Origin of the sequence: Rhodococcus sp. NPDC056960, from assembly GCF_042674125.1 — a bacterium.
Taxonomy (GTDB): domain Bacteria; phylum Actinomycetota; class Actinomycetes; order Mycobacteriales; family Mycobacteriaceae; genus Rhodococcus_F.
This window is the reverse complement of the sequence record NZ_JBHURF010000008.1, coordinates 47,770-70,644: the sequence shown is the minus strand read 5'-3', so window position 1 is coordinate 70,644 and position 22,875 is coordinate 47,770. Positions and strand designations below refer to the sequence as shown.

20 protein-coding genes are annotated in these 22,875 nt (G+C 67.2%); 11 read left to right on the top strand and 9 right to left on the bottom strand.

Features of this window, described 5'->3' with window-relative positions; translation table 11 throughout:
• Positions 1 to 18: 18 nt before the first annotated feature.
• The 6 genes from ACFTWF_RS14355 to ACFTWF_RS14330 all read right to left on the bottom strand — a co-directional run bounded on the left by ACFTWF_RS14355 (position 19) and on the right by ACFTWF_RS14330 (position 6,378).
• Complete coding sequence (locus tag ACFTWF_RS14355; RefSeq protein ID WP_378461878.1) at positions 19 to 783, bottom strand: SDR family NAD(P)-dependent oxidoreductase; 765 nt, start codon at positions 781 to 783, stop codon at positions 19 to 21.
• Between the two features lie 45 nt (positions 784 to 828).
• Entirely contained in the window at positions 829 to 2,529 is a 1,701-nt protein-coding gene (locus ACFTWF_RS14350) for an ABC transporter permease (RefSeq protein WP_378461877.1), read from the bottom strand.
• Positions 2,529 to 3,695, bottom strand: a complete 1,167-nt coding sequence (locus tag ACFTWF_RS14345) for an ABC transporter ATP-binding protein (RefSeq protein ID WP_378461876.1) — start codon at positions 3,693 to 3,695, stop codon at positions 2,529 to 2,531. The genes ACFTWF_RS14350 and ACFTWF_RS14345 overlap by 1 nt, the downstream gene beginning before the upstream one ends.
• 97 nt (positions 3,696 to 3,792) lie before the next feature.
• Complete coding sequence (locus ACFTWF_RS14340) at positions 3,793 to 4,569, bottom strand: SDR family NAD(P)-dependent oxidoreductase (protein ID WP_378461875.1); 777 nt, start codon at positions 4,567 to 4,569, stop codon at positions 3,793 to 3,795.
• On the bottom strand, positions 4,566 to 5,603 hold the full coding sequence (locus ACFTWF_RS14335; protein WP_378461874.1) for an ABC transporter substrate-binding protein: 1,038 nt from the start codon (positions 5,601 to 5,603) through the stop codon (positions 4,566 to 4,568). Before ACFTWF_RS14335 ends, ACFTWF_RS14340 begins: the two co-directional genes overlap by 4 nt.
• 79 nt (positions 5,604 to 5,682) lie before the next feature.
• The gene (locus ACFTWF_RS14330) at positions 5,683 to 6,378 is read right to left on the bottom strand and encodes an alpha/beta fold hydrolase (protein ID WP_378461873.1); all 696 of its coding nucleotides are present in this window, start codon (positions 6,376 to 6,378) and stop codon (positions 5,683 to 5,685) included.
• A 110-nt stretch (positions 6,379 to 6,488) separates the two neighbouring features.
• Here ACFTWF_RS14330 and ACFTWF_RS14325 point away from each other — a divergent pair, with 110 nt between their 5' ends.
• The 4 genes from ACFTWF_RS14325 to ACFTWF_RS14310 all read left to right on the top strand — a co-directional run bounded on the left by ACFTWF_RS14325 (position 6,489) and on the right by ACFTWF_RS14310 (position 12,832).
• A complete protein-coding gene (locus ACFTWF_RS14325) occupies positions 6,489 to 8,444 on the top strand; it encodes an FAD-dependent oxidoreductase (protein ID WP_378461872.1) in 1,956 nt (651 codons plus the stop codon).
• Positions 8,445 to 8,555: 111 nt separating this feature from the next.
• Entirely contained in the window at positions 8,556 to 9,425 is an 870-nt protein-coding gene (locus ACFTWF_RS14320; protein WP_378461871.1) for a branched-chain amino acid ABC transporter permease, read from the top strand.
• 5 nt (positions 9,426 to 9,430) lie between these two features.
• Positions 9,431 to 11,980, top strand: coding sequence for an ATP-binding cassette domain-containing protein (locus tag ACFTWF_RS14315; RefSeq protein ID WP_378461870.1), 2,550 nt, complete (start codon positions 9,431 to 9,433; stop codon positions 11,978 to 11,980).
• A 54-nt stretch (positions 11,981 to 12,034) separates the two neighbouring features.
• Positions 12,035 to 12,832: an SDR family NAD(P)-dependent oxidoreductase gene (locus tag ACFTWF_RS14310; RefSeq protein ID WP_378461869.1), complete on the top strand. Its 798-nt coding sequence runs from the start codon at positions 12,035 to 12,037 to the stop codon at positions 12,830 to 12,832.
• A gap of 69 nt (positions 12,833 to 12,901) precedes the next feature.
• Here ACFTWF_RS14310 and ACFTWF_RS14305 read toward each other — a convergent pair whose 3' ends face one another.
• Positions 12,902 to 14,062 carry an ABC transporter substrate-binding protein gene (locus ACFTWF_RS14305; protein WP_378461868.1) on the bottom strand — a complete coding sequence of 387 codons (1,161 nt, stop codon included), beginning with the start codon at positions 14,060 to 14,062 and terminating at the stop codon, positions 12,902 to 12,904.
• 186 nt (positions 14,063 to 14,248) lie between these two features.
• Here ACFTWF_RS14305 and ACFTWF_RS14300 point away from each other — a divergent pair, with 186 nt between their 5' ends.
• Both ACFTWF_RS14300 and purD read left to right on the top strand, forming a co-directional pair.
• Positions 14,249 to 15,577, top strand: a complete 1,329-nt coding sequence (locus ACFTWF_RS14300) for an FAD-dependent oxidoreductase (RefSeq protein ID WP_378461867.1) — start codon at positions 14,249 to 14,251, stop codon at positions 15,575 to 15,577.
• 63 nt (positions 15,578 to 15,640) lie between these two features.
• On the top strand, positions 15,641 to 16,894 hold the full coding sequence (gene purD, locus ACFTWF_RS14295; RefSeq protein ID WP_378461866.1) for a phosphoribosylamine--glycine ligase: 1,254 nt from the start codon (positions 15,641 to 15,643) through the stop codon (positions 16,892 to 16,894).
• A 67-nt stretch (positions 16,895 to 16,961) separates the two neighbouring features.
• Here purD and ACFTWF_RS14290 read toward each other — a convergent pair whose 3' ends face one another.
• Together ACFTWF_RS14290 and ACFTWF_RS14285 are read right to left on the bottom strand one after the other, a co-directional pair.
• Entirely contained in the window at positions 16,962 to 17,714 is a 753-nt protein-coding gene (locus tag ACFTWF_RS14290) for a 3-hydroxybutyrate dehydrogenase (protein WP_378461865.1), read from the bottom strand.
• Positions 17,711 to 19,084, bottom strand: coding sequence for an MFS transporter (locus ACFTWF_RS14285; protein WP_378461864.1), 1,374 nt, complete (start codon positions 19,082 to 19,084; stop codon positions 17,711 to 17,713). The genes ACFTWF_RS14290 and ACFTWF_RS14285 overlap by 4 nt, the downstream gene beginning before the upstream one ends.
• 131 nt (positions 19,085 to 19,215) lie before the next feature.
• Between ACFTWF_RS14285 and ACFTWF_RS14280 the strand changes: the two genes are divergently transcribed.
• The 5 genes from ACFTWF_RS14280 to ACFTWF_RS14260 all read left to right on the top strand — a co-directional run bounded on the left by ACFTWF_RS14280 (position 19,216) and on the right by ACFTWF_RS14260 (position 22,867).
• Positions 19,216 to 20,124 carry a LysR family transcriptional regulator gene (locus ACFTWF_RS14280; RefSeq protein ID WP_378461863.1) on the top strand — a complete coding sequence of 303 codons (909 nt, stop codon included), beginning with the start codon at positions 19,216 to 19,218 and terminating at the stop codon, positions 20,122 to 20,124.
• A gap of 23 nt (positions 20,125 to 20,147) precedes the next feature.
• Positions 20,148 to 21,314 carry a pyridoxal phosphate-dependent aminotransferase gene (locus tag ACFTWF_RS14275; protein WP_378461862.1) on the top strand — a complete coding sequence of 389 codons (1,167 nt, stop codon included), beginning with the start codon at positions 20,148 to 20,150 and terminating at the stop codon, positions 21,312 to 21,314.
• Between the two features lie 91 nt (positions 21,315 to 21,405).
• A complete protein-coding gene (locus tag ACFTWF_RS14270) occupies positions 21,406 to 21,693 on the top strand; it encodes a PLDc N-terminal domain-containing protein (protein WP_378461861.1) in 288 nt (95 codons plus the stop codon).
• A gap of 55 nt (positions 21,694 to 21,748) precedes the next feature.
• Positions 21,749 to 22,165, top strand: a complete 417-nt coding sequence (locus tag ACFTWF_RS14265) for a DUF1707 domain-containing protein (RefSeq protein ID WP_378461860.1) — start codon at positions 21,749 to 21,751, stop codon at positions 22,163 to 22,165.
• A gap of 105 nt (positions 22,166 to 22,270) precedes the next feature.
• Positions 22,271 to 22,867, top strand: coding sequence for a PepSY domain-containing protein (locus ACFTWF_RS14260; RefSeq protein WP_378461859.1), 597 nt, complete (start codon positions 22,271 to 22,273; stop codon positions 22,865 to 22,867).
• The last annotated feature ends 8 nt before the right edge of the window (positions 22,868 to 22,875 follow it).

The following is a 22,875-nucleotide window of genomic DNA, read 5'->3' as shown; positions in this document are numbered from 1 at the left end:
CATGTTCGTGTGCCCGGCTCAGGCCGCCGTCCACCCGCCGTCGGCGTAGATCTCCGAACCGGTGACGAAGCTGGAGTCGTCGCCGGCGAGGAAGGCCACCGCGGCCGCGATCTCCTCACCGCGCCCGAGCCGTCCCATCGGCGTCCCGGCGAGCATCTCGCGATGACGCTCGCTCCCTTCCCAGCGCTCGAGCAGGGGGGCAGTGCCGATGAACCCCGGGTGCAGCGAATTGACCCGCACGCCCGCTTTCGCCCAGTGCAGGGCGGCGTTCTTGGTCATCGTGCGGACGGCGCCTTTCGCGGCCGCGTAGGCGACGCTGTTTCCCAGACCGCCCACGGTGCCCAGGATCGAGCACATGTTCACGATCGAACCACCGCCGCTGCGCGCGATGAGGGGACCGCCATGTTTCATGCCGAGCCACGTGCCGGTCTGGCCGATCTCGATCACGCGATCCCATTGTGCACGGGTTTCGTCCTCGGCGGTGGCGACGCTGCCGATGGCGGCGTTGTTGACCAGGGCGTGGAGTGCGCCGAACGTCGACTCGGTTGCGGCGACGACCGCCTCCCACTGTTCCTCGGAGGCGACGTCGAGGGCATGTGCGGCATGTCGCTCGGGCTGGGCGAGGGTGCGCAGCAGGTCGTGGCAGGCAGATTCGTCGAGATCGGTCGCGACGACGTGAGCGCCCTCGTCGGCGAGTCGGCGGACTATCTCGACGCCGATGCCGCCGGTCGCACCCGTCACCACGACGACCTTGTCTCTGAGTCGGTCAGGGCCGACAGTCATCTTGACTCCTCGTTCTTCGTTCGGATCTGACAGGTCTTCGCGACATCACAGATTGCTCAACACGTTCCGGCCGCCGACCAGCATCGCGATGACGACACCGATGCTGGTCACCGCCGTCATGAGCAGCGCCATCGCAGCCACCAGCGGGTAGGAACCGTTCTCCCACAGGTCGAAAAGCAGCGTACCCATCACCTGTGTCGTGGCGGCTCGCACGAGCAGTGAGGCGGCGAATTCGTGGGTCAGCAGGATGAACATCAGGGCGACGGCACTGAGCACGGTCGGCCGCATGAGAGGCAGGATCACCCGGATGTTGGTGACGAACGGGCTCGCACCGCTGGTCGCCGACGCCTCGGCGTAGGTCTCCCCGAGGGAGAGCATCGCCGTCATCTGCATTCGGGTGGAGAAGGGCACCATCAGCACGACGTAGACGAGGATGATGACCGCTTTGGTGCCGTACAGGATCAGCGGCGGCTGGGTGTAGGTCAGCAGGAACCCGACGCCGAAGATCACCGCGGGAATGCCCAGGGGCAGAGCAGTGATGACGTCACCGATGGTGCCCAGTACCCGGTGTCGGCGACCGCGCACGAGCAGCGTGGCGGTGAGGTAGCCGATCGGCACGCAGATCACGACCGCCACGACGGAGGTGAGAAGGCTCGTGGACACCGAGTCGACGATGCTCGCCGTCTGGAACAGTGCCCGGAAGTTGTCGAGCGTGAACAGATTCCAGGACAGTGTTTCCGACCAGTACGGAGACAGGGCCACGATCGCGAGTCCGATCAGCGGGACGACGAGCGCGAGAAACGCATAGACGGAGATCGTCACCGCGGCCCAGGCCGAGCGACCGGTGTTCGGTGCGAACGCCTTTCCCCCGTGCGTGACGAAGCGCGACTGATTGCCGAGCAGCATCTTCTGCGCGAGCACGACGACGACACCGAAGATGACGAGCGGTGAACCCGCCGCCGCTGCCGCCGCGAAGTCTGCCGGCGACTCCGACACCCGGCGATACATTTCGGTGGTGAGCACTTTCACGCCGGTGTTCTGGCCCAGCAGGAGCGGTCCGGTGAACTGGCCCAATCCGAGGAGCAGCGCAATTCCGCCGCCGTACACCAGGGAGGGGCGCAGCAGGGGAAGGACCACGCGGAAGAACACCCCGAGCGTCGACGAACCGCTGATCTGCGCTGCCTCGAGGTGCTCGGAACTGATGTTCTGCATTCCCGCGCTGACGAAGAGGTAGACGAACGAGGTGAGTCCGAAACCGGTGAGAATGATGATCCACGGGGTGCTGTAGACATCGATCGGTCCGGAGTCCACGGTGTTCCACCAGGGGAGCTTCCGCAGGAGTGCGTTCAGGTATCCGGGACCCGGGGAGAGGAGGAACGCCCAGCCGACGACGTTGGCGACCGCGGGCATCACGATGGGCAGGATGGGGACGATCCGGAGAAAGCTCAGCCGGCGGGGCAGCCTGGTGGCCGCGAACGCGAGCACCGTCCCCAACACCATGGCGATGGCGAGTGACGTGACGGCGAGGGCGATAGTCGTCCGGATGGTCTGCGCTATGTCGTACCGCCCGTACTGGGCCTGATACCCGCGGGCGCCGTCCTCGAACGCCAGCGACTGCAGCCGGAAGAGGGGGAGCACGATGAGGTACGCGAGGACCACCATCAGCGCGCCGTACCCGATCCGGGTTCGCCACACCGCACTGACGACGAGCGGACGCACGCCGCGGTTCAGGGCAACCGTAGCCATCACGCCTCCGATCGAGCTGTGGCGGTGGCGAGCTCGGGTACCTGCAGATCGACGTGCCCGTCGGGATGCGGGAACACCCGCAGTGCGCTGGGGGAGAAGCTGACCACCAGCGGAGATCCCGTGGTGGCGCCACGCAGCCAGGTCCCGTGCCGTCCGGCGTCCGCGCGTAGGTACAACCGCTCACCTCCGGCGTCGACCGTCACGTCGAAGTAGCGCCCCCCGTACTCCGAGGTGACGAGTTCGCCGGTGAGACCGACGTCGCCCGGAACAACCTCGTCGAGCGATCGATGGAGCGAGAGGTCGTCGGGACGCATTCTGCCCAGTGCGGCGTCGCCGCCGATATGTCCGCCGCGGACGCCGGCCGCATCGAGATCGACCGGAGTGCCCGCTCGCGTCGTCCACCCCTCGTGTCGCCGAACGAGTTCGAGTCGATTCGCCATGCCGATGAACGCGGCGACGTAGTCGGACGAGGGGGTCTCGTACACCCGCTCCGGGGTGTCGTACTGCTCGATCTTGCCCGCCTTCATGATGGCGAGCCGGTCGCCGAGCGCAAACGCCTCGGCCTGATCATGGGTGACGAAGACGGCGGTGAAGCCCAGACGTTGGTGGAGTTGGTGAATCTGGGAGCGGACCTGATCGCGCAGTCGTGCATCGAGATTGCTCAGCGGTTCGTCGAACAGCACCAGATCGGGTTGTGCGGCCAGACCGCGTGCCACCGCCACACGCTGCTGCTGCCCGCCGCTGAGCTGGGAGGGGTAGCGGTCGAGCAGGGCGCCACAATCCACCATCCCCGCTGCGGTCTCGACCTGGCCGGCGGCGATGGCGCTCTTCATCCGTCGTACCTTCAGCGGGTATCGGATGTTCTCGCGCACCGTCATGTTGGGCCACAACGCGTAGGACTGGAAGACCATGCCGATATTGCGCTTGTAGGCCGGAACATTGATCCGGGCCGACGCGTCGAAGACGGTGTGGTCCTTGAACGTGATCGACCCGCCCTCGGGGGTCTCGAGGCCGGCGATACAGCGCAGCGTGGTCGTTTTCCCGCAACCGCTGGGGCCGAGCAGAACGAGGAATTCACCGTCCTCGATGTCGAGGTCGAGTTGATCGACGATGGTGTTGGACCCGAAGGTCTTGGTCAGGTTGGAAACCCGGAATTGCGATGTCACCTGGCACCTGCTTGGTTGCGAGTGGTTGGTTGGAAAATAAAGTGAATTCAGTTCATTTGACGATAGCTGGGGTGTGAACGGCCTGCAAGGGTCCCGGTCACGGTGATGAGCGCTTCGGAGTCCGGGCGCCCGCGGAGGTTCCACCGTCGATCATCAGATCGGTGCCGGTGACGTAGCTGCTGTCGTCGCTCGCGAGGAACAGGATCGCCTTCGCCACCTCGCGCGGCAGACCGCGGCGTTGCAACGGAATGCTTTTCACGTACGCGTCCATGTCGTCGTTCGCGAAATCGGCGCCGGCGGTGATCGCCGTGTCGATGCTGCCCGGGCAGACCGCGTTGACCCGGATGTTCGATTCGGCGAACTCCAGTGCCGCAACGCGTGTCAGGGCGCGAACGCCGAACTTCGACGCGCCGTACGCGCCGAGTTCGGCGGTGGCGAGGACGCCGCGCAGCGAAGACAGGTTGACGACCGATCCGCCGGTGGTCATCGCGGCGCCCGCGGCCTGCAGTCCGAGAAACGTGCCCACCAGATTGAGGTCGATCATGCGTCGCAACTCGGCGAGCGAGGTCTGCATGATCGACGATTTGGAGGCGGCGCCCGCGGAGTTGACGAGAACCCGCAACGGGTGCCCGTGGTCCGCCATCTCGGTGGTGACGTTGGACCAGTCAGCTTCCTCGGTCACGTCCAGATGCCGATAATGGGCATTTTCACCGAGTTTCGCGGCGACCTCCGTGCCCAGCTCGTCGTCGACGTCGCACAGGTACACGGTCGCCCCGTGGGCGTGGAAGAGTTCCGCGGTCGCGGCGCCGATCCCTCGTGCCGCACCGGTGACGAGAGCGCAGGTGCCACGCAGTCGCGCGTCGGGCGTCGTCACTGGATGAACCGCTTTTCCCAGCCGGACTGATATTCGGTGAGCGATTCGGGGGTCAGGTCGGACGGGTTGGGCAGTGCGATGTCCTGGGCGCGCGCGACGGCACCCTCGATGCCGGGGAGGGCGCTCGCGTAGCCGAGCGACAATGCCTTCTGGCCGGCCGGGGTCACCATGAAATTCGCCAGTACCTGAGCCGCGTTCGGGTGCGGCGCCGCGGAGAGGGTGTGCGTGAACCAGGGCGTTCCCCACGGCGGTGAGGGCAGCGCCCAGTCGACCGGTGCACCGGATTCCTTCTCGCGCACCAGTGGCTGTACCACCGGGGTGGCGACGATTTCACCGGAGGTCAGGGCCTGAGCGACGCCCAGCGCGCTCGGGTAGATGCGCGGTTTCAGGTCGGCGAGCTTCTGCAGGTAATCGGCTCCGAAGTTCTTCTCGAAGAATCGGTAGAAGTCGACGTAGGAGGCAATGCCCGACGGGTTGACGATGCCGATCTTGCCCTTCAGTGCCGGATCGAGAAGGTCTGACGGCTTCTGCAGACCGCCGGGCAGCGCTGTCGTGTTCCAGCCGAGGGAAAACACCGCCGCGCTCGTCAGGAAGAACTTGTCGGAAATGATGCTCTTCTGTGGTTCGTACTCCGGCGCATCGAAAGCCGGTCCGACGAGATCCGTCGAGTAGGTTCCCGACTCCGCGGCCGTCTCGATCCAGGCGGCGTCGGTGAGCATGTGGACGTCGGCCGTGCCGCGTTTCGTCTGATTCTCGACCTCGACCTTCGGGTTGATGTCGGCGTCGGTTCCGCGGACGTACTCGAGCGAGATCTCGGGGTACTCCTGCTCGAACGCCACTTTGAGGGCCTCGAGATTGGCGGGGTTCTGGCTCGAGTACAGCAGCACGCTGCCTTCGCCCTTGGCGGCCGCGACGACGTCGTCCCATGTGCCCGACACGGGTTGGTTGACGCCGGAACCGCTGGAACCGCAGGCGGCGGAGGCGAAAGCTGCGACCACCGCGACGGTCATCAGCTTGATCGGCACTCTTCTCATGGCAGGAAAGTCCTTCCGGAATCGGTTCGGCGAGTGCGAACCTGGGTGTTCGGTAATGGATCGGGGAGTCGAACGGGGCCTACGACGCGAGAGCGTGGAGCAGTGCAGCAACGCGATCGGGAATCGTGACCATGGCCATGTGGCCGGATTCGAGAAAGACGGTGTCGCCGCCGACGACGGCCGCCGATCTCTCCTGCAGTTCCGGTGGATAGCAGGCGTCCTTGGTCAAACGTACGTATGTACGGGGTATGTCGGCGCGGAGACCGGACAGATCGACGGACTCGGTGAGGAGCGCGCCGCAGTCGTCGACGAGCTGATCGATCGTCCAGCCCGTCTGCTCGGCGTCCATGTCGTTGCAGAGCATCGCGGCGGCGCCCGTCGGATCCTGGCGGTACACACCGTCTTCTATCGACGCTTCCACGGCGGTGCGGACGTCCGGGTCGATCTGGTCGATCACCCGCGTGCCGTCGGGCGGGACGACGGCGGAGAGGTAGACGACGTGCCGTAGTCGGGGTGCGAGTGCCTGCATGACCCGCGGGGCCGTCACGCCCCCGAAGGAGTGTGCGACGAGGACGACGTCCTCGAGGCCGGCCGCCTCCACGTCGTCGATGACGGCGGCGGCGCAGTCGTCGAGGGTGACGGACCGCGGGTCGACGGAGCGCCGTCGTCCCCGTCCCGGGAGATCGATTGCGAGAGTGTCCTGTTCGAGTAGGGGGAGGAGTGGCTCCCAGCAGGAGGCGCCCATTCCTGCGCCGTGGACGAGAACGAACGACATGTTGCTCCTCGCTAAATTGAACTGATATCAGTTTGAATCTAAAGAAGTGCCCGTGTGATGTCAATCACCTGCTAGCGTGAAGTGAATCCAGTTCAGTTAGGGGAATCGGTATGACGACACCACGCGCAGCGCAGCCGCTGCAGATCGGCTCGCTACAGCTGGCAAACCGCCTCGTCGGGACGCCGCACGCCTCGGGAGCCGTCGCCGGTGGCATCCCCGCACGCGGCGACGACGACTACTGGCGGCGCTGCGCGGCCGGCGGTGCCGCGATGCTCATCGTCGGCGGCACCGTGGTGTCACCCGGTTCGACCAACCGCAACGGCAACATCACCGAGGCCTGGCGTCCCGAGGTCCTCGCCGGCCTGGAGGCCCGGGCGCGGGCGATCACCGAGGAGGGAGCCGTCGCGGCCTGCCAGCTGGTGCACCTCGGGCGCGAGACGCTCGGTGCCGAGCTGTGGAGCCATCCCGTCGCGCCGTCCGCGGTCCGCTCGCCGCGTGAACCGACGCGGCCTCGCGTCCTCTCGGCCTCCGACGTCGACGAGATCGTCGACGCCTTTCGCGTGTCCGCCGTCCACGCGTGGTCCGCCGGATTCCCGGTCGTCGAACTGCACGCGGCCCACGGGTATCTGCTGGCGCAATTCCTCTCGCCGATCACCAATGTCGGCCGCGACGCCGCGACGGTGTCCCGGCGGGTGCGGATTCTCGACCGCATCGCGTCGGCGGTCCGTGACGCCTGCCCCGGAATCGTCCTGGGTGTGCGCGTCTCCACGGAAGGCGACGACGAGGCCGGCCTGAGCTTGGACGGGCTCTGCGAGGTGCTGCCACACCTCTCGGGCTTCGACTACGTGAACGTCACCGTCGGCGTACGCACCACCTACGTTCGCGACATGGCCGTCACCGACCCACCGCTCCTCGATGCGGTCGGCCGGTTGCGCGCCTCCGCGGCGGCACCGCTGCTGGTGTCACAGGCGTTCCGCACGGGTGCGTCCATCGACACCGCGCTCCGCTCGGGAGCCGACCTCGTCGGCGTGGCCCGACCGCTGATCGCGGACCCGCAATTCCCGAGGAAGATACTGACCGGCCGGGAAGCCTCGGTCCGGCCGTGTGTGTCGTGCAACGAGGACTGCCGGGCCTTCGACCCGGTCCTGCTGTGCTCGGTCAATCCCGAACTCGCGCCGCCCGGGCATTCCGCGCGTCCGGCACACCCGCTGACGCTGGGCCCGACACGCTCGACGTTGGGCCCGACACGCTCGTCGAGGGACCGGCGGCGGATCGCCGTCGTCGGTGCGGGCCCGGCCGGGCTCGAGTGTGCGATGCGGCTCGGATCCGGCCATGACGTCACGCTCTTCGAACAGCGCGAGCGGATCGGCGGCCAGCTCGCGACAGCGGCGGACGCGCCCCACCGCAGCGGCTGGCGTCGCCTCCTCGACTACTACTCCACCAACATGCCGGGGGTCGCGGTCCGTCTGGGCCACACGGTGAGCGCCGCGGAACTGGAGGACTTCGACGAGGTGGTCCTGGCCGTCGGCGCCGCGGAAATGCTTCCGCCCGAAGCGGAAGGAACGAACACGCTGCTGTCGTCGCAGGCGCTGGCCGGGGGAGGGGCGGCATTGCGCGGCGCCGGACACGTCGTCGTGATCGACGACGGATTCGGGCTCTGGCCCGCGGCGAGTTCGGTCGAGGCCGCTCTGGCCGCCGCCGCCCGCCGGGTCACGGTCCTGACGCCGGCCGCGGCCTTCGCGTCGGGTCTCCCCGCCGAAGGTCGGGTCCAGTACCTGCGCCGGCTGTCGGGTGCGCCGGTCGACGTCCGTGTGCTGTCGTCGCTCGTCGCGGTCTCCGACGGTTCGGTCGAGTTCGAGAACACCCTGTCGGGGGAGCGGTCGCGGCTCGACGCCGACCGCATCGTCGTGGCGGGAGAGCGGCGCTCGATCGACTGGTCGCAGCTCGCGCCTCGCAGCGCACGCGTGCACGTCATCGGCGACGCGCTCGTGCCGCGCAAGGTCGCCCATGCCGTCGCCGAGGGCCGCTCCGCGGCCTGTGAGTACTTGTTAACCGCCCGCGGTTAACAAGTACTCACAGGGGGGTGCAGGGTGTGGTTGCGCTCACACCCGCGGTCATCTAAGTTTCTTGAACTGAAGTCAACTCAATTTGAATTCCGGCCGCCCCTCGGAGGCATCGTGGACCAGTTGTTCATCACTTTGACCACCGGCATCGCCAATGGTGCCGTGTACGGTCTCATCGGACTCGGATTGGTCATCATCTTCCGATCCACCGACGTCATGAATTTCGCCATGGCGTCACTGTCGACCCTCGCCATCTACGTTGCCCTCAGTGCGTACGGGGCCGGCGCGGGCATCGTCGTCGCCCTGATCGTCGCGGTGGCCTTCGGCACCCTCAGCGGGGTCGTGGTGCGGGAAGCGCTGATCCGCCCGCTCGGGCAAGGGAAACTGTTCGCCGCGCTCGTCGTCACGATGGGGCTCTCGATCATCGTCGAGCATCTGATCGGCCAGTACTGGGGAGAGCAACCGCGACGATTCCCGCAACTCATCGACGGCACGATCTCGATCGGCAACTCGAATCTGATGCTGCAGGACCTGGCGACGATTCTGCTCGCAGCGCTGGCCGTGTCGGCCGTCGCATATCTGTTCACGCGCACCCCGGTCGGATCGGCGATGCGTGCGGTCGCGGAATCGGCCGAGACCGCGGAGATCATGGGCATCAACGCGCACAAGGTTGCGCGGATCGCATGGGCTCTCGGCATGGCGCTGGCGGTGCTGGGAGTCTTCCTGTACGCCCCGAAGACCGGGGTGTCACCGGTGATCCTCGCCCCCGTGTTGTTCCGGGCGTTCGCCGGCATCCTCCTGGGCGGTCTGACGAGCATGTACGGCGCGGTCATCGGTGGGCTCGTCATCGGTGTGCTGGACAACCTCGCGGCGGCCTACATCTCCGCCAGTTTCCGCGACACGTTCGTCTTCTGCGTGGCGGTGCTCGTACTGCTCGTCCGTCCCCAGGGCATCTTCGGTCGCCAAACCTTCGAGAGGGTCTGATATCCATGATCACACAGGACATCTCGGGCCGGGGTGCAGGACGCCCGGCGCAGCGGCTCTACAGCGCCGGGCAACTTCTCGGCGGACCGGCCGCAGCGATCCTGACGATTGCGGTGCTCTCTGCCGGACTCGTGCCGGGCTACCAGATCTACACGGTCGGCCTTGCCGCGGTGTACGGACTGATCGTCCTGTCCATCTCACTCCTGGCGGGGTGGACGGGTATCTGGTCGATCGGGCATCCCGCAATGGTCGCGATCGGCGCGTATGCGACGGCATACGGCAGCAGTCACGGTTGGGGACTGGCCTTCACGTCCGTTGTCGCCGTTGTATTGTGCGCAGCGCTGGGAGGCTTCCTCGGTTTCGCCGGTTCCCGCTTCTCCGTGCTGTATGTCGCGCTCCTGACGTTGGCGTTCACGTTGGTGACGCTCGAGATCATCGGTGCGTGGAAGAGCGTGACGGGCGGCGACCAGGGCGTGCCGGTCGACACCTTCGGCGACCTCGTTCCGTCGTCCGACGAAGTGACCTACCTCGCCGTCGGAGTTCTCGGCCTCGCCATCGCGGTGTCGGTGTTCATGCGCCGCACGACCATTCGCATGCGCATGGTTGCGGCCAAGACACACCCCCTGGCAGGCAGGTCGATCGGTATCGCCCCCGAACTGCAATCGAGCCTCGGGTTCGCGATCAGTGCGGGTGTCGCGGGCCTGGCGGGTGTACTTCTGGCCTTGCTGTCGGGCTTCATCAGCCCGGAGGGCTTTTCGATGGTGTTCGCGGTCAACCTGATTGCCGCGACCGTCCTCGGCGGGACCGGCAGCGTGATCGGCGCCGTCCTCGGTGGGGCGTTCCTCGCATCCGCGCCGACGTTGTCGTCGTCGCTGTCGATCGACCAGCCGTACCTGATCGGGGGTGTCCTCATTCTCACCCTGCTGTTCCTCGCAGACGGCATCGTCCCGACGGCCGGGAAACTGCTGCACCGGTTCGTCCCTGCCGCGCGTGCGCTCGGGCGCCCCGCCGTGCCCACATCCCCTCCTGGCCTTCTCGACACGGCGGACTCGGGAACGAACACGCCGGACGATGACGCCGCGGCGCCCGTGCTGAAGACGGAGGCGCTCGGTGTTCGATTCGGCGGCCTCCAGGCCGTGCACGACATCGACCTCCGCGTGGGTGCCGGTGAGGTGCTCGCGATCATCGGGCCCAACGGCGCAGGCAAGACGACGTTCGTCAACGCCCTCTGCGGACTGATCGGTGGCGGTGAAGTAGTGGGGACGATGGAACTCGGTGGCAGGCCTCTGCACGGGGTGCGCGCGACTCGTCGACGCTCGCTCGGCCTGGGACGGACCTTTCAACATGCCGAACTCTTCGCGGAACTGACCGTGCTCGAAAACGTCAGCGTCGTCAACCGTTGGGGGCGCCGCGCCGACCGCGACAGTGCGGTGCGGGTCCTGTCGAGTGTCGGGTTGTCCGACCACGTGCACCGACTCCCCGACGAACTGCCGTTCGGGCTGCAGAAGCGGGTCGATCTGGCCCGTGCGATCGCGGCGCTGGCCGACAACCCGCGGTTGATGGTGCTCGACGAACCGTTCGGTGGCCTCGACGCGGAGGAACGGCACACCCTCGCCGGCCACATCCGGCGACTCTCGGGTTCCGGCACGTCCGTGGTCATCATCGACCACGTCCTCGACGACCTGTTCTCCGTCGCAGACCGGGTGGTGGCGTTCGACTTCGGCGAACTGATCGCCGACGGAACCCCGGACACCGTCCTGCAGAACCGTCAGGTCCGAGACTCCTATCTCGGAAACATCGACACGACGTTGATCGCACCCGAGATCGACCGGGCGTCGACTCCGTTGATCTCCGTGCGGGGGATCGAGCACCACTACGCGGGTGTGCAGGCATTGTCCGGTATCGATCTCGACGTGCATGCGGGCGGAATTCTCGGCATCGTGGGCGCGAACGGCGCCGGCAAGAGCACTCTGGGGCGGATCCTGCACGGCGACCTGCCATCGACCGGCGGCACCCGCGCGGTCACCGGCACGGACGCACTGCGCCTCAGCCTCGTTCCCGAGGGGCGAGCGTTGTTCCGCACCCTGTCGGTGCGGGAGAACCTGGAGGTCGCGGCGTATGCCGCAGGAATCTCCGGTCGCACCTTGCGAACTCGGCTCGAAGAGCTGCGCCAGGGGCTCCCCGAACGCGTCCGCACCCGCATGGATATACCGGCCGGCTCGTTGTCCGGCGGCGAACAGCAACTCGTCGCCATCGCCCGGGCGCTGATGGCCGACCCCGACGTTCTGATCCTCGACGAACCCGCACTGGGGTTGTCCCCGGCGATGGTCGACGAGGTCTATTCGCAGGTCAATGCGCTGGCACGCCGCGGCATCACGACCATCCTGCTCGACCAGTCGCTCGCGCGCGCGCTCGAATCCTGCAGCGAGGTCGTCGTTCTGCGTCAGGGTGAGGTTGTCGCACGCGGCAACAGCGGCACGCCGGAATTCGCTCGGACCGCCGAGGCAGCGTACTTCGGTACGGACATCCCAGCGCCCACCGGTGAACTGCACTGAATTTGTCCCGACCTCGATCGGGCACGGAGAAAGGGGAGTACGGAGAAGATGACTATGTCTCGGACGGCAGGACAGGGCAGGTTCGAGGGCGCGATCGCCCTGGTCACCGGCGGCGGATCGGGAATCGGGGCGGCCGTGGTCGCGCAGCTCGTCGGCGAGGGAGCTGCCCGCGTCTACGTGGCCGACATCGCGGCCGGGAATGTGGGCCGGAAGCACCGCGACGACCCGGCGACGATCGCGCGAGGCGTCGACGTGTCCGACCCGGAGGCCGTCGACGCCGTCATCGCGGAAGTTCTCGCCGCCGAGGGTCGGCTCGACGTCGTCGTCCACGCTGCCGGCGTGGACGACCCGGATTCCAAGAAGATCATCACGGACGCCGCTGCCGCAGGCACGCCGATCGACCTGACCGCGAATCTCACCGACGCGCAGTGGCGCCGCGTGATGTCGGTCAATCTGGACGGCACGTTTCACGTGGTTCGCTCCGCGGTGCGGGCGATGAAGCCCAAAGGCGGCGCGATCGTGGTGATCGGGTCGTCGTCGGCGTTCGACACCCTGATCGGATACCCGCACTATGCGGCATCGAAAGCCGCCGTCCATGCGTTCTGTCAGGCCGTCGCCAAGGAGGTGGTGGCCTTCGGTATCCGGCTCAACCTCGTTGCTCCCGGGCCCACGGAGACCGGCATGGCTGCTCGCACACCGGAAGAACTGAAAGTGCAGTGGGTCAACAACACGCCGGTGCCCTATGCGACTCCGGACGAGATCGCGGACAACGTGCTGTTCCTCGCGTCGGAACAGGCCAAGAACGTGGTGGGTGCGGTGCTCCTCAGCAACCGTGGGCGCTTCACCGCCTGACTGCTCGCCTTCGACAACGAAAAACGCATCCAGGTCGGGCTGTCCGACCTGGATGCGTTTTTCGTCGTGCTATTGCGGTGACACGAAGTCTCCGATGGGGACGAACTTGCCGCCCTCGACCTGGACCCGGACCACACTGTCGGTGCCGAGGTGCTCGTCGGAGCCGAACGTGAGAGGAGGCATCACGCCGGTGTCGAGTGTGCCACTCGTGGTGATCGCGTCGGTGACGGATTTCGACGTGATGTCGCCGTCGATGCCGGCGAGAACCTGAGCGAACGCTTTCGCCGAGCCATACGTTGCCAGCGAGTAGAAGTCGGGCTTCTCTCCCGGCTTGTACTTCGCGAGCGCCTGCCGGTACTCCTCGACCTCCGGATTGTCGGCGGTGGGCGGCAGCGTCAGCGACACGGCGCGGAACCCTTCCGCGTTCGCACCCGCGAGGTCGAGCAGGCTGTTACCGACCGTGGGGGAGTAGCCGTAGCTGGGGATCTTGACACCCTGCAGAGCCATCTCGTTGAGGTAGGCCGCGGCCTCCTGGATCGGCAGGATCGTCAGGACCGCATCGGGTGCAGACGAACGGATCTGGGACACGAACGGGCTGTAGTCCGTGGTCCCGAGCTTGACCTCGACCGTCGAAACCTGAGCCCCGGCCTTCTCGAGTTCGGCGGTCGCGACCGCGCCCACGTTCACGAACGCGGCGGGATCGTTGCGGATGATCGTGACCTTCTTCGCACCCTCGTCGAGAGCCCATTGCGCGGCGGCGCGCGCCTGGTTCTCGTAGAGCGTCTGGCTGCCGAACAGGCCATCCCTCGGCGGGTCGTACCAGGCGGCGGAGCCGCCGTAGGTCCCGAAGATGGGGATCTTGTTCTGTTCGAGGACGAACGGGAACGTTGCCTCCGTGGTGGCCGTGCCGTTCGCGCCGACGATGGCGACGACCTTGTCGCGTGAGACGAGCTGTCGCGCCACCTGAATCGTCTGCTGCGGATCGAAGGCGTTGTCGACGGGAGTCCACTCGACGGGCCGGCCGTTTATCCCTCCTGCGGCGTTGAGCTGGTCGAAGAATGCCTGGGTACCGGCTTCCTGAGGGAGTCCTCCCGAAGCCTGCGGCCCCGAAAGGGGAAGCCATGCGCCGAGTTTGATCGGCCCGCCCGGGTCGCCGTCGCCGGCTTGCGTCCCGCAGGCTGTCAACGTCGTGGCGAGGACCACGCCGACGGTGAGAAGAATTTTCCGCACATCCGCTCCTTGAATCGAGTTCAGTTCAATGGATGGTATAGAGGAAATGCTGTGTCGGCAATCACATCGCGACCGATTTCTCCTAGGTGTGGACCTGTCGGCAAAACTCTTGAACTGACTTCAGTTGAGGGGCTACGGTGATGCGAGTAGTGCCAGTGCTCGGTCGAACGGGATGAGGAACACCAGATGCCAGAAATCGAAACCGACGTACTCGTCATCGGTGCCGGAATGGCCGGGTTGACTGCGGCAGCGCGGGCGGCGACCCGCGGCCGATCGGTCGTCGTCGTCGAGAAGTCCGCGGCGATCGGCGGGTCCGCCCAATTCGCCGGATATGCGTGGACCGCGCCGTCGCACGAGGTCATGGACGAGGTCAACCCGGACGGTGACCCGGTCCTGCGCCGGGCGCTCGTCGACGGTTTTTCCGACGGGATCGACTGGATCCGGTCGCTCGGCGTCGACTGCGCGGACGCGGTGACCGTTCTCCGCTACGGAACCGGCCATCAGTTCGACACGAATCACTACATCGACGAGTGTCGCCGGCGAATCCGGAGTCACGGCGGTGAACTGCACTCGAGCGCGGAGACCCTCGCGCTGCTCACGTCGGACGGTGGCGTCGTCGGTGCCCGTGTGCGGCTCTCGGACGGCACGGAATGTGAAATAAGGGCCCAAGCAACCATTCTCGCGACCGGGGGTTTCCAGGCGAATTCCGCATTGGCCGCCGCGCACATCCACCCCGCGGCATCCGAGATGCAACTGCGTTCCAATCCCGCCAGTGCGGGTGACGGACTACGCCTGGCCGAATCCGTCGGCGCAGCGACCGGAACGGATCGGTCCGGCTTCTACGGCCACCTCGTACCGACCGGTGTGCGCTTTCGCGACCCGTCCGATTTCGTGGCGCTGTCGCTCTATTACAGCGAGCATGCGCTGCTGTTCAACCTCGACAACCGGCGGTTCACGGACGAGACGGTCGGGGACCATCTGACGACGATGGACCTGCTCGAACAGCCCGAGTCGCGGGGATTGCTCGTCGCCGACGCGCGGGTCTACCGCGAATGGATCACCGGCAGCTACGTCGAAGGCGCCGCCGCACTCGACAAGTTCGACCTCGCGCAGCGCCGGGGTGGGCGGTGCGGAATCGCCGAGAACCTGGACGAGTTCGCCTACCTTCCCGAGGAGTGGGGCTACGACGGCGCCGCCATCGCGAATCAGATCCGGTCTCTTCATGCGTCCGGTACGGACGGGCAGCCCCCGCGTCGCTTCGACCCGGCGCCGCTCGACGAGGGTCCGTACTACCTCGTCGAGGCATGCCCGGCTCTGACCTTCCCGTTCCACGGCATCCGCATCGACGAGCACGGCCGCGTCCTCGACGCGGCGGGCGGCACGATCAGCGGCCTGTTCGCCGCCGGTTCGGACACCGGCGGACTCTACAACCGGGCGTATGCGGGCGGCATAGCGCCTGCCCTGGTCTTCGGCCTCGCTGCCGCGGACCACACCGCACCCGTGAGTACTTGTTAACCGTGGGCGGTTAAGAAGTACTCACGGGGGCGGTGCCCATGCGGGGCCCGTAGGCTGACACCCGTGCGCGTACTCGTTATCGGCTCCGGAGCCCGTGAACATGCCCTCCTTCTCGCCCTCGCTCGCGATCCGGGTGTCAGTGCCCTGATGTGTGCGCCCGGCAATGCCGGGATCGGCAAGATCGCCGAGCAGCATGCCGTCGACATCGCCTCGGGGGAGGCGGTGGCAGCCCTCGCGAAGAAGCTCGACGCCGACCTCGTCGTGGTGGGACCCGAGGTTCCCCTGGTGCTGGGTGTCGCGGACGCCGTCCGTGCGGCGGGTATTGCCTGCTTCGGTCCGTCCGCCGACGCCGCCCGCATCGAGGGTTCCAAGGCGTTCGCCAAGGACGTCATGGCCGCCGCCGGTGTGAAGACCGCCCACAGCGAGATCGTCGACTCGCCCGCCAAGCTGGACGAGGCACTGGACCGCTTCGGCCCCAACTGGGTGGTCAAGGACGACGGCCTGGCGGCGGGCAAGGGTGTCGTGGTCACCACCGACCGGGACGCCGCCCGCGACCACGCGGCCGAACTGCTCGAGAACGGTCACCCCGTCCTGCTCGAATCCTTCCTCGACGGTCCCGAGGTGTCGCTGTTCTGCGTCGTCGACGGCGAGACCGTGGTTCCGCTGCTGCCCGCGCAGGACCACAAGCGCGTCGGTGACGGCGACACCGGTCCCAACACCGGCGGCATGGGCGCCTACACGCCGCTGCCGTGGCTGCCCGAGCAGACCGTCACGCAGATCGTCGACGACGTAGTGAAGCCGGTCGCGGCCGAGCTGGTGGCCCGGGGCAGTGCCTTCAGTGGGCTGCTCTACGCGGGGCTCGCGATCGGCAAGGACGGGCCGGCCGTCGTCGAGTTCAACTGCCGGTTCGGCGACCCCGAGACCCAGGCCGTGCTCGCGCTGCTGAAGAGCCCGCTCGGCGAACTGCTGAACGCGGCGGCCACCGGAACGCTCGATCAGGTGGCGCCGCTCGAATGGCAGGACGGCTCGGCGGTGACCGTCGTGGTCGCGGCCGAGCACTACCCGGCCACGCCACGGACCGGTGATGTGATCACCGGCGCCGACAGCGACGGCGTCCTGCATGCGGGCACCAAGCTCGTCGAGGGCCAGGTGGTCTCCGCCGGCGGCCGAGTGCTGAGCGTCGTCGGGGTCGGGGCGGACCTGAGCGAGGCCCGTGCGGACGCATACGCCAAGATCTCCGCGGTGAAGCTGCCGGGAAGCCACTTCCGCAAGGACATCGGCCTCGCGGCCGTCGAGGGCCGCATCGCCCTTCCCTGAGATCGAAGCATCAAACAGTGTGCGCCCCCTGAAGTATCCAGGGGGCGCACACTGTTTCGTCACCGCGTTATCGGGCGGTCCAGCCTCCGTCGATGGTGTAGGACGCGCCGGTCACCATGCCGGCGTCGTCGGATGCGATCCACCCGACCAGCGATGCCACCTCCGACGGTTCCACGAGCCGCTTGATCGCGCTCTCGGTGAGCATCACCTTCTCGATCACGTCGGCCTCGCTGATGCCGTGCACCTGGGCCTGATCCGCGATCTGCTTCTGTACGAGCGGTGTCAGCACGTAGCCGGGGTTGACGCAGTTGCTGGTGACGCCGTGCGGTCCGCCCTCCAGCGCCGTCACCTTCGACAGTCCCTCGAGGCCGTGCTTGGCGGTGACGTACGCGGCCTTGAACGGCGACGCGCGGAGTCCGTGGACGGACGACACGTTGATGATGCGTCCGAACCCCGCGTCGTACATGTGGGGCAGGGCCGCGCGAATCAGCAGGAACGGCGCCTCGACCATCAGCTTCTGGATGCGCCGGAAGTCCTCGGGGCGGAACTCCTCGAGCGGGCTGATGGTCTGGATACCGGCGTTGTTGACGAGGATGTCGGTCTCGAGGCGCAGTTCGGTGAGCTGGTCGGTGTCGAGGAGGTCGACGTGCCACGCGGTGCCGTCGATCTCGTCGGCCAGCGTCTTGGCGGCGATCTCGTCGAGGTCGGCGACGGTGACGCGTGCGCCGCGAGCCGCCAGCGTCCGGGCGCAGGCCGCGCCGATGCCGCTGGCGCCGCCGGTGACGAGGGCTGTGCGCCCGGCCAGATTCAGTACCGTCATGCGGAGGTTCCCGCCTTCTCGTCGGCGAGGATCCGCGCGTCCGCCGCGTCGATAGATTCGAGCGAGATGCCCTTGGTCTCCCGGGCGACGATGACGGCGACGACGGTGATGAGGCAGGTGATCGCCAGGTAGACCGCGATCGGAACGGACGAGTGGTACTTGCTCAGCAGGCTGGCCGCGATGATCGGCGCCAGCGAACCGGCCACGATCGACGTCACCTGGTAGCCGAGGGAGACACCCGAGTACCGCATGCGGGTGGGGAACATCTCGGCCATGATCGCCGGCTGACCGGCGTACATGAACGCGTGGAACACCAGGCCGATGATGATCGCGCCGAGGATGACGGCGTTGTGCCCGCTGTTCATCATCGGGAACGCGAAGAAGCCCCAGGTGCCAGCGGTCAGCGCGCCGATCATGTAGACGGGACGGCGGCCGATCGTGTCCGAGAGCCGCCCGACCAGCGGGATCACCGCGAAGTGCACGGCGTGCGCGATCAGCATCCACCAGAGGATCTGCGCGGTGTCCGTGTGGACCACCACCTTGAGGTAGGTGATCGAGAACGTGACCACCAGGTAGTACATGACGTTCTCTCCGAAACGCAGGCCCATCGCCGTCAGCACGCCGCGCGGGTAGCGCTTGAGCACCTCGAAGACGCTGAACGACGTCTCCTTGACGTGCTCCGCTTCCTTCTGCGCCTGGATGAAGATCGGGGCGTCCGTCACCTTCGTGCGGATGTAGTAACCGACGAGGACGATGACGGCCGACAGCCAGAACGCGACGCGCCAGCCCCAGCTGAGGAAGGACTCGTCGGACAGCGTCGTCGTGAGGATCAGCAGGACCACGGTCGCGCCGAGGTTGCCCGCCGGCACTCCGGCCTGCGGCCACGACGCCCAGAAACCGCGGGAGCGATTCGGGCTGTGCTCGGCCACCAGCAGCACCGCGCCACCCCATTCGCCGCCGACGGCGAATCCCTGGATGAAGCGGAGCGTGACGAGCAGGGCGGGAGCCCAGTAGCCGATCTGGCCGTAGGTGGGCAGGCAGCCCATCAGGAACGTGGCCGCACCGACGAGGAGAAGGCTGAACTGGAGCAGTTGCTTGCGGCCGAACTTGTCGCCGAAGTGGCCGAACACGATGCCGCCGAGAGGCCGGGCGACGAAGCCCACGGCGTACGTCACGAACGCCGCGATGATCGCGTCGAGTTCGTTGTCTCCCGCCGCGAAGAAGACCTTGCTGAACACCAGCGTCGCCGCTGTCCCATAGAGGAAGAACTCGTACCACTCGACGACGGTGCCGGCCATGGATGCGCCGACCACCTTCTTCAGCCCGGACGGCGGGGCTTCCTTCACGTGCGCGGTTTCGCCGACGCTCATCTGTCGCTCCTCGTTACACTCCGTACCCCGTTGTGACTGGGGACACAGTTCATTGGTCCTGCCGAGTATTGATGCATATTTGTGCGCACACAATGACGCAACCTGCAGTCGGCATGTGCAAATATGCAGAAATGACGTCCGGAACAGCGATGCCCAGCGCCGACGACCTGCTCGTCCTGCTGGCGGTGGGGCGGACCGGCCGCTTCAATACCGCCGCCGACGACCTCGGGGTCAACCACACCACCATCTCGCGCCGGATAGCGAGTCTGGAGAAAAGCCTCGGCGGCCGGGTTCTCGTGAAGGCCGCCGGCGGGTGGGAACTCACCGACCTCGGGCGGCAGGCACTGACCGCGGCCGAACGCGTGGAGGCCGCGGTCCACGGACTCATCGCCGAACCCGGCGGTGCCGACCACCTGAAGGGCGTCGTCCGCGTCTCGGCGACCGACGGGTTCAGCGCCTACATCGCGGCGCCCGCAGGCGCACTGATCCGCAGCAGGCACCCCGAGGTGTCCGTGGAGATCGTCGCGATCACGCGCCGGGCGTCGCAGCATCGCTCCGGACTCGACATCGAAATCGTGGTCGGCAAACCCCAGGTGCATCGCGCCGAGGCACTGTGGCTCGCCGACTACACCCTCGGGCTGTACGGCGCGCGGTCGTACCTGGCCGAGCACGGCACACCGCGACAGGTGGGGGATCTCGCCGACCATTCACTCGTTTACTTCATCGATTCGATGCTGCAGGTCGACGAACTCGACCTCGCGCGGCGACTCACCGTGTCGATGCGCGAATCGGTGACGTCGACGAACGTGTTCGTGCATGTCGAGGCCACCCGGGCGTCGGCGGGCATCGGGCTCCTGCCCTGCTTCATGGCCGACCGCCACGACGACCTCGTGCGCGTGCTGCCCGGACAGGTCGAGGCCGAGCTGGCGTACTGGCTCGTCGCGCGGGCCGAGTCGCTGCGCCGCCCCGAGGTCGCCGCGGTGGTGGGTGCCATCCGGGAGACGGTCGAGTCGCAGCGGGACGCGTTGGCAGGGAAGTGAGCGCATCACGCTAGCGTCAAGGGGTGCGTCCCGAATCTCAGCGATCCAACATCCAGACCTTCCATGTGATGGACGTGTGGAAGGCGGCCACCGAACGCCAGCGCACGCACGGTGACGTGCTGACGCTCGCGGCCGGGCAGCCGTCCACGCCGGCCCCACAGCCGGTTCTCCGCGCGACGCGGGAGGTGCTCGACGGGCATCTGCTCGGCTACACGGAGACGTTCGGGATCCTGCCGCTGCGCGAGGCGATCGCCGGATACCACTCCGCCAAGTCCGGCATCGACGTCGACGCCGAGGACGTCGTCGTGACCACCGGTTCCTCGGGCGCGTTCACACTGCTGTTCCTCGCCGCCTTCGACATCGGCGACACCGTCGTGGTCGCCCGCCCCGGCTACCCCGCGTACCGGAACACGCTCGCCGCGCTCGGCTGCAACGTCATCGAGATCGACTGCGGCGCCGACACCCGGTTCCAGCCGACGGTGGCGATGCTCGACGCTCTGGCCGAGCCGCCGGCCGGACTGATCGTCGCGAGCCCCGCCAACCCCACGGGCACCGTCATCGACCCCGGCGAACTGGCCGCCCTCGCCCGCTGGTGCGACGACCACGGCACCCTGCTGATCTCCGACGAGATCTACCACGGCATCGGATACGGCGAGCAGGCCATGACGAGTTCGTGGGAGACGTCCCGCGAATCCGTCGTCGTCGGATCGGTGTCGAAGTATTTTTCGATGACGGGCTGGCGGCTGGGCTGGATGCTGGTTCCCGAGGGGCTGCGACGACCGTTGCAGCGCCTGGCCTCGAACATGACGGTGTGCCCGCCGGCCATCTCGCAGTATGCGGCGATCGCCGCGTTCACCGAGGAATCGAGGGTCGAACTCGACGGCCACGTGCAGCGCTACGCCGTCAACCGGGAACTGCTGCTCACCGGACTCCCGGAGCTGGGCATCACCGACCTCGCACCCGCCGACGGCGCGTTCTACGTGTACGCCGACATCGGGCACCTGCTGGGCGGATCCCACGGCGCGACGTCGACGGAATGGTGCTCGCGGCTCTTGCAGGACACCGGTCTGGCGCTGGCCCCCGGTATCGATTTCGACACCGTGCACGGCGACCGGACCGTTCGGCTGTCCTTCGCCGGATCCACCGCCGAGGTCCGGGAATCGCTGGTGCGTCTGGGCCGCTGGCTGTAGCCGCGGTTCACTGTTGCGACGGCGCCGCAGCAGTTGTTCGATGGAGTTGGGCGCACTGTGTGTTCGGGCGCGCCAGGCAAGGAGAACGGCGATGCTGTACATCGCGTTGCTCGCATTCGTGTTGTGGGTCCTGTGCTTCGCCGATGCCGTCACCACCGACGACGACCAGTTCCGGAACCTCTCGAAAGAGGGCTGGCTGGTGATCGTGCTGCTGCTTCCGCTCGTCGGCTCGGTGCTGTGGCTCGTCGCCGGGCGGCCGCAGAAGAACCCGAACGACCGGCTACCCGCCGACCCCGAGGAAACCGAGTTCGTGCGGCGGTGCCGGGAACGAGCGGAGGAACAGCGCCGCGACGGTTTGCACGGGCGCGACCAGCAGTAGAAGGCCTACACTGTGGCTAGGATTACAGTGTTACAACCGGGTATGAGGCGACGACATGAGCGACATCAGTCATCCACAGCCACCCGTTCCTGGTGGGGTCCGCATCGGAACCCTGGAACGAGAGCAAGCCGCGGCGGCACTCGCCGAACACTTCGCTGCCGGACGGCTCGACACCGACGAGTTCGACGCGCGGGTGCGCGAGGCGTACCTCGCCAAGACCGCGGCCGATCTGGTGCCCCTCTTCGCGGACCTTCCGGACAAGCAGCACTTCACCTCCGAGCCAGAGCCCGTCCGGCGGCGCGATCCGCGACGGGAGGCGGCGGCACTGCGAGCCCTGGTGTTCGTGGTGGCCGTCCTCGCGGCCATCCTGTGGGTCGCACTGGTCCGCGTCCCCCCGCTCGTCTTCCTGCCCATCGTCTGGCTCGTGCTGGCGCGTCGCAGTTTCGGGCGGCGGTCCTGCCGGGCGTGGTGACGGTCTGACTCGGGTCGAGAACCGGTGAAAACTACCGCGAGGTCGGTTGTGGCTCCCGTATTCTGACTGGCAGATTTGACGCCGTCGAGCGATCGAGGAGCCACCATGACCACCAGAAGTGTGCGATGCGCGAGCTTGATTCCGATCGTGGCGGTGTCCGCGCTGCTGCTCGGCGGATGCGGCTCCGACAGCGGCGACACGTCGTCCACCACCAGTGCGGCAACGGCCGCCACGACCACGGCGTCCGCCATGTCGACGTCGTCCACCGGAACAGCTGCGGCAGCCGCGATCTCCAAGGAACAGGCGGAGCAGATCGCTGTCGCGACGGTCCCGGGCGGCACGGTGTCGAACTCGGAGCAACAGCTCCGGGACGGAAAGGCGGTGTGGCACGTCCACATCCGTGACGCCAAGGGCTGGGACTACGACGTGAACGTCGACGCGACGACCGGTGCGATCGTCCCCGACGATCAAAACCAGGAAACCACCGCGACACCCGCACCCGCTCCGGCCGCCGGGGCGGTGACCCAGCAGCAGGCGGAGCAGATCGCAGTCGCGACGGTCCCGGGCGGCACGGTCGCGAACTCGGAGCAACAGCAACGCGATGGAGTGGCGGTGTGGCACATCCATATCCGCGACGCGAAGGGCTGGGACTACGACGTCGACGTCGACGCCGCGACCGGGGCGGTCCTTCCGAACAACTGATCGTGGGT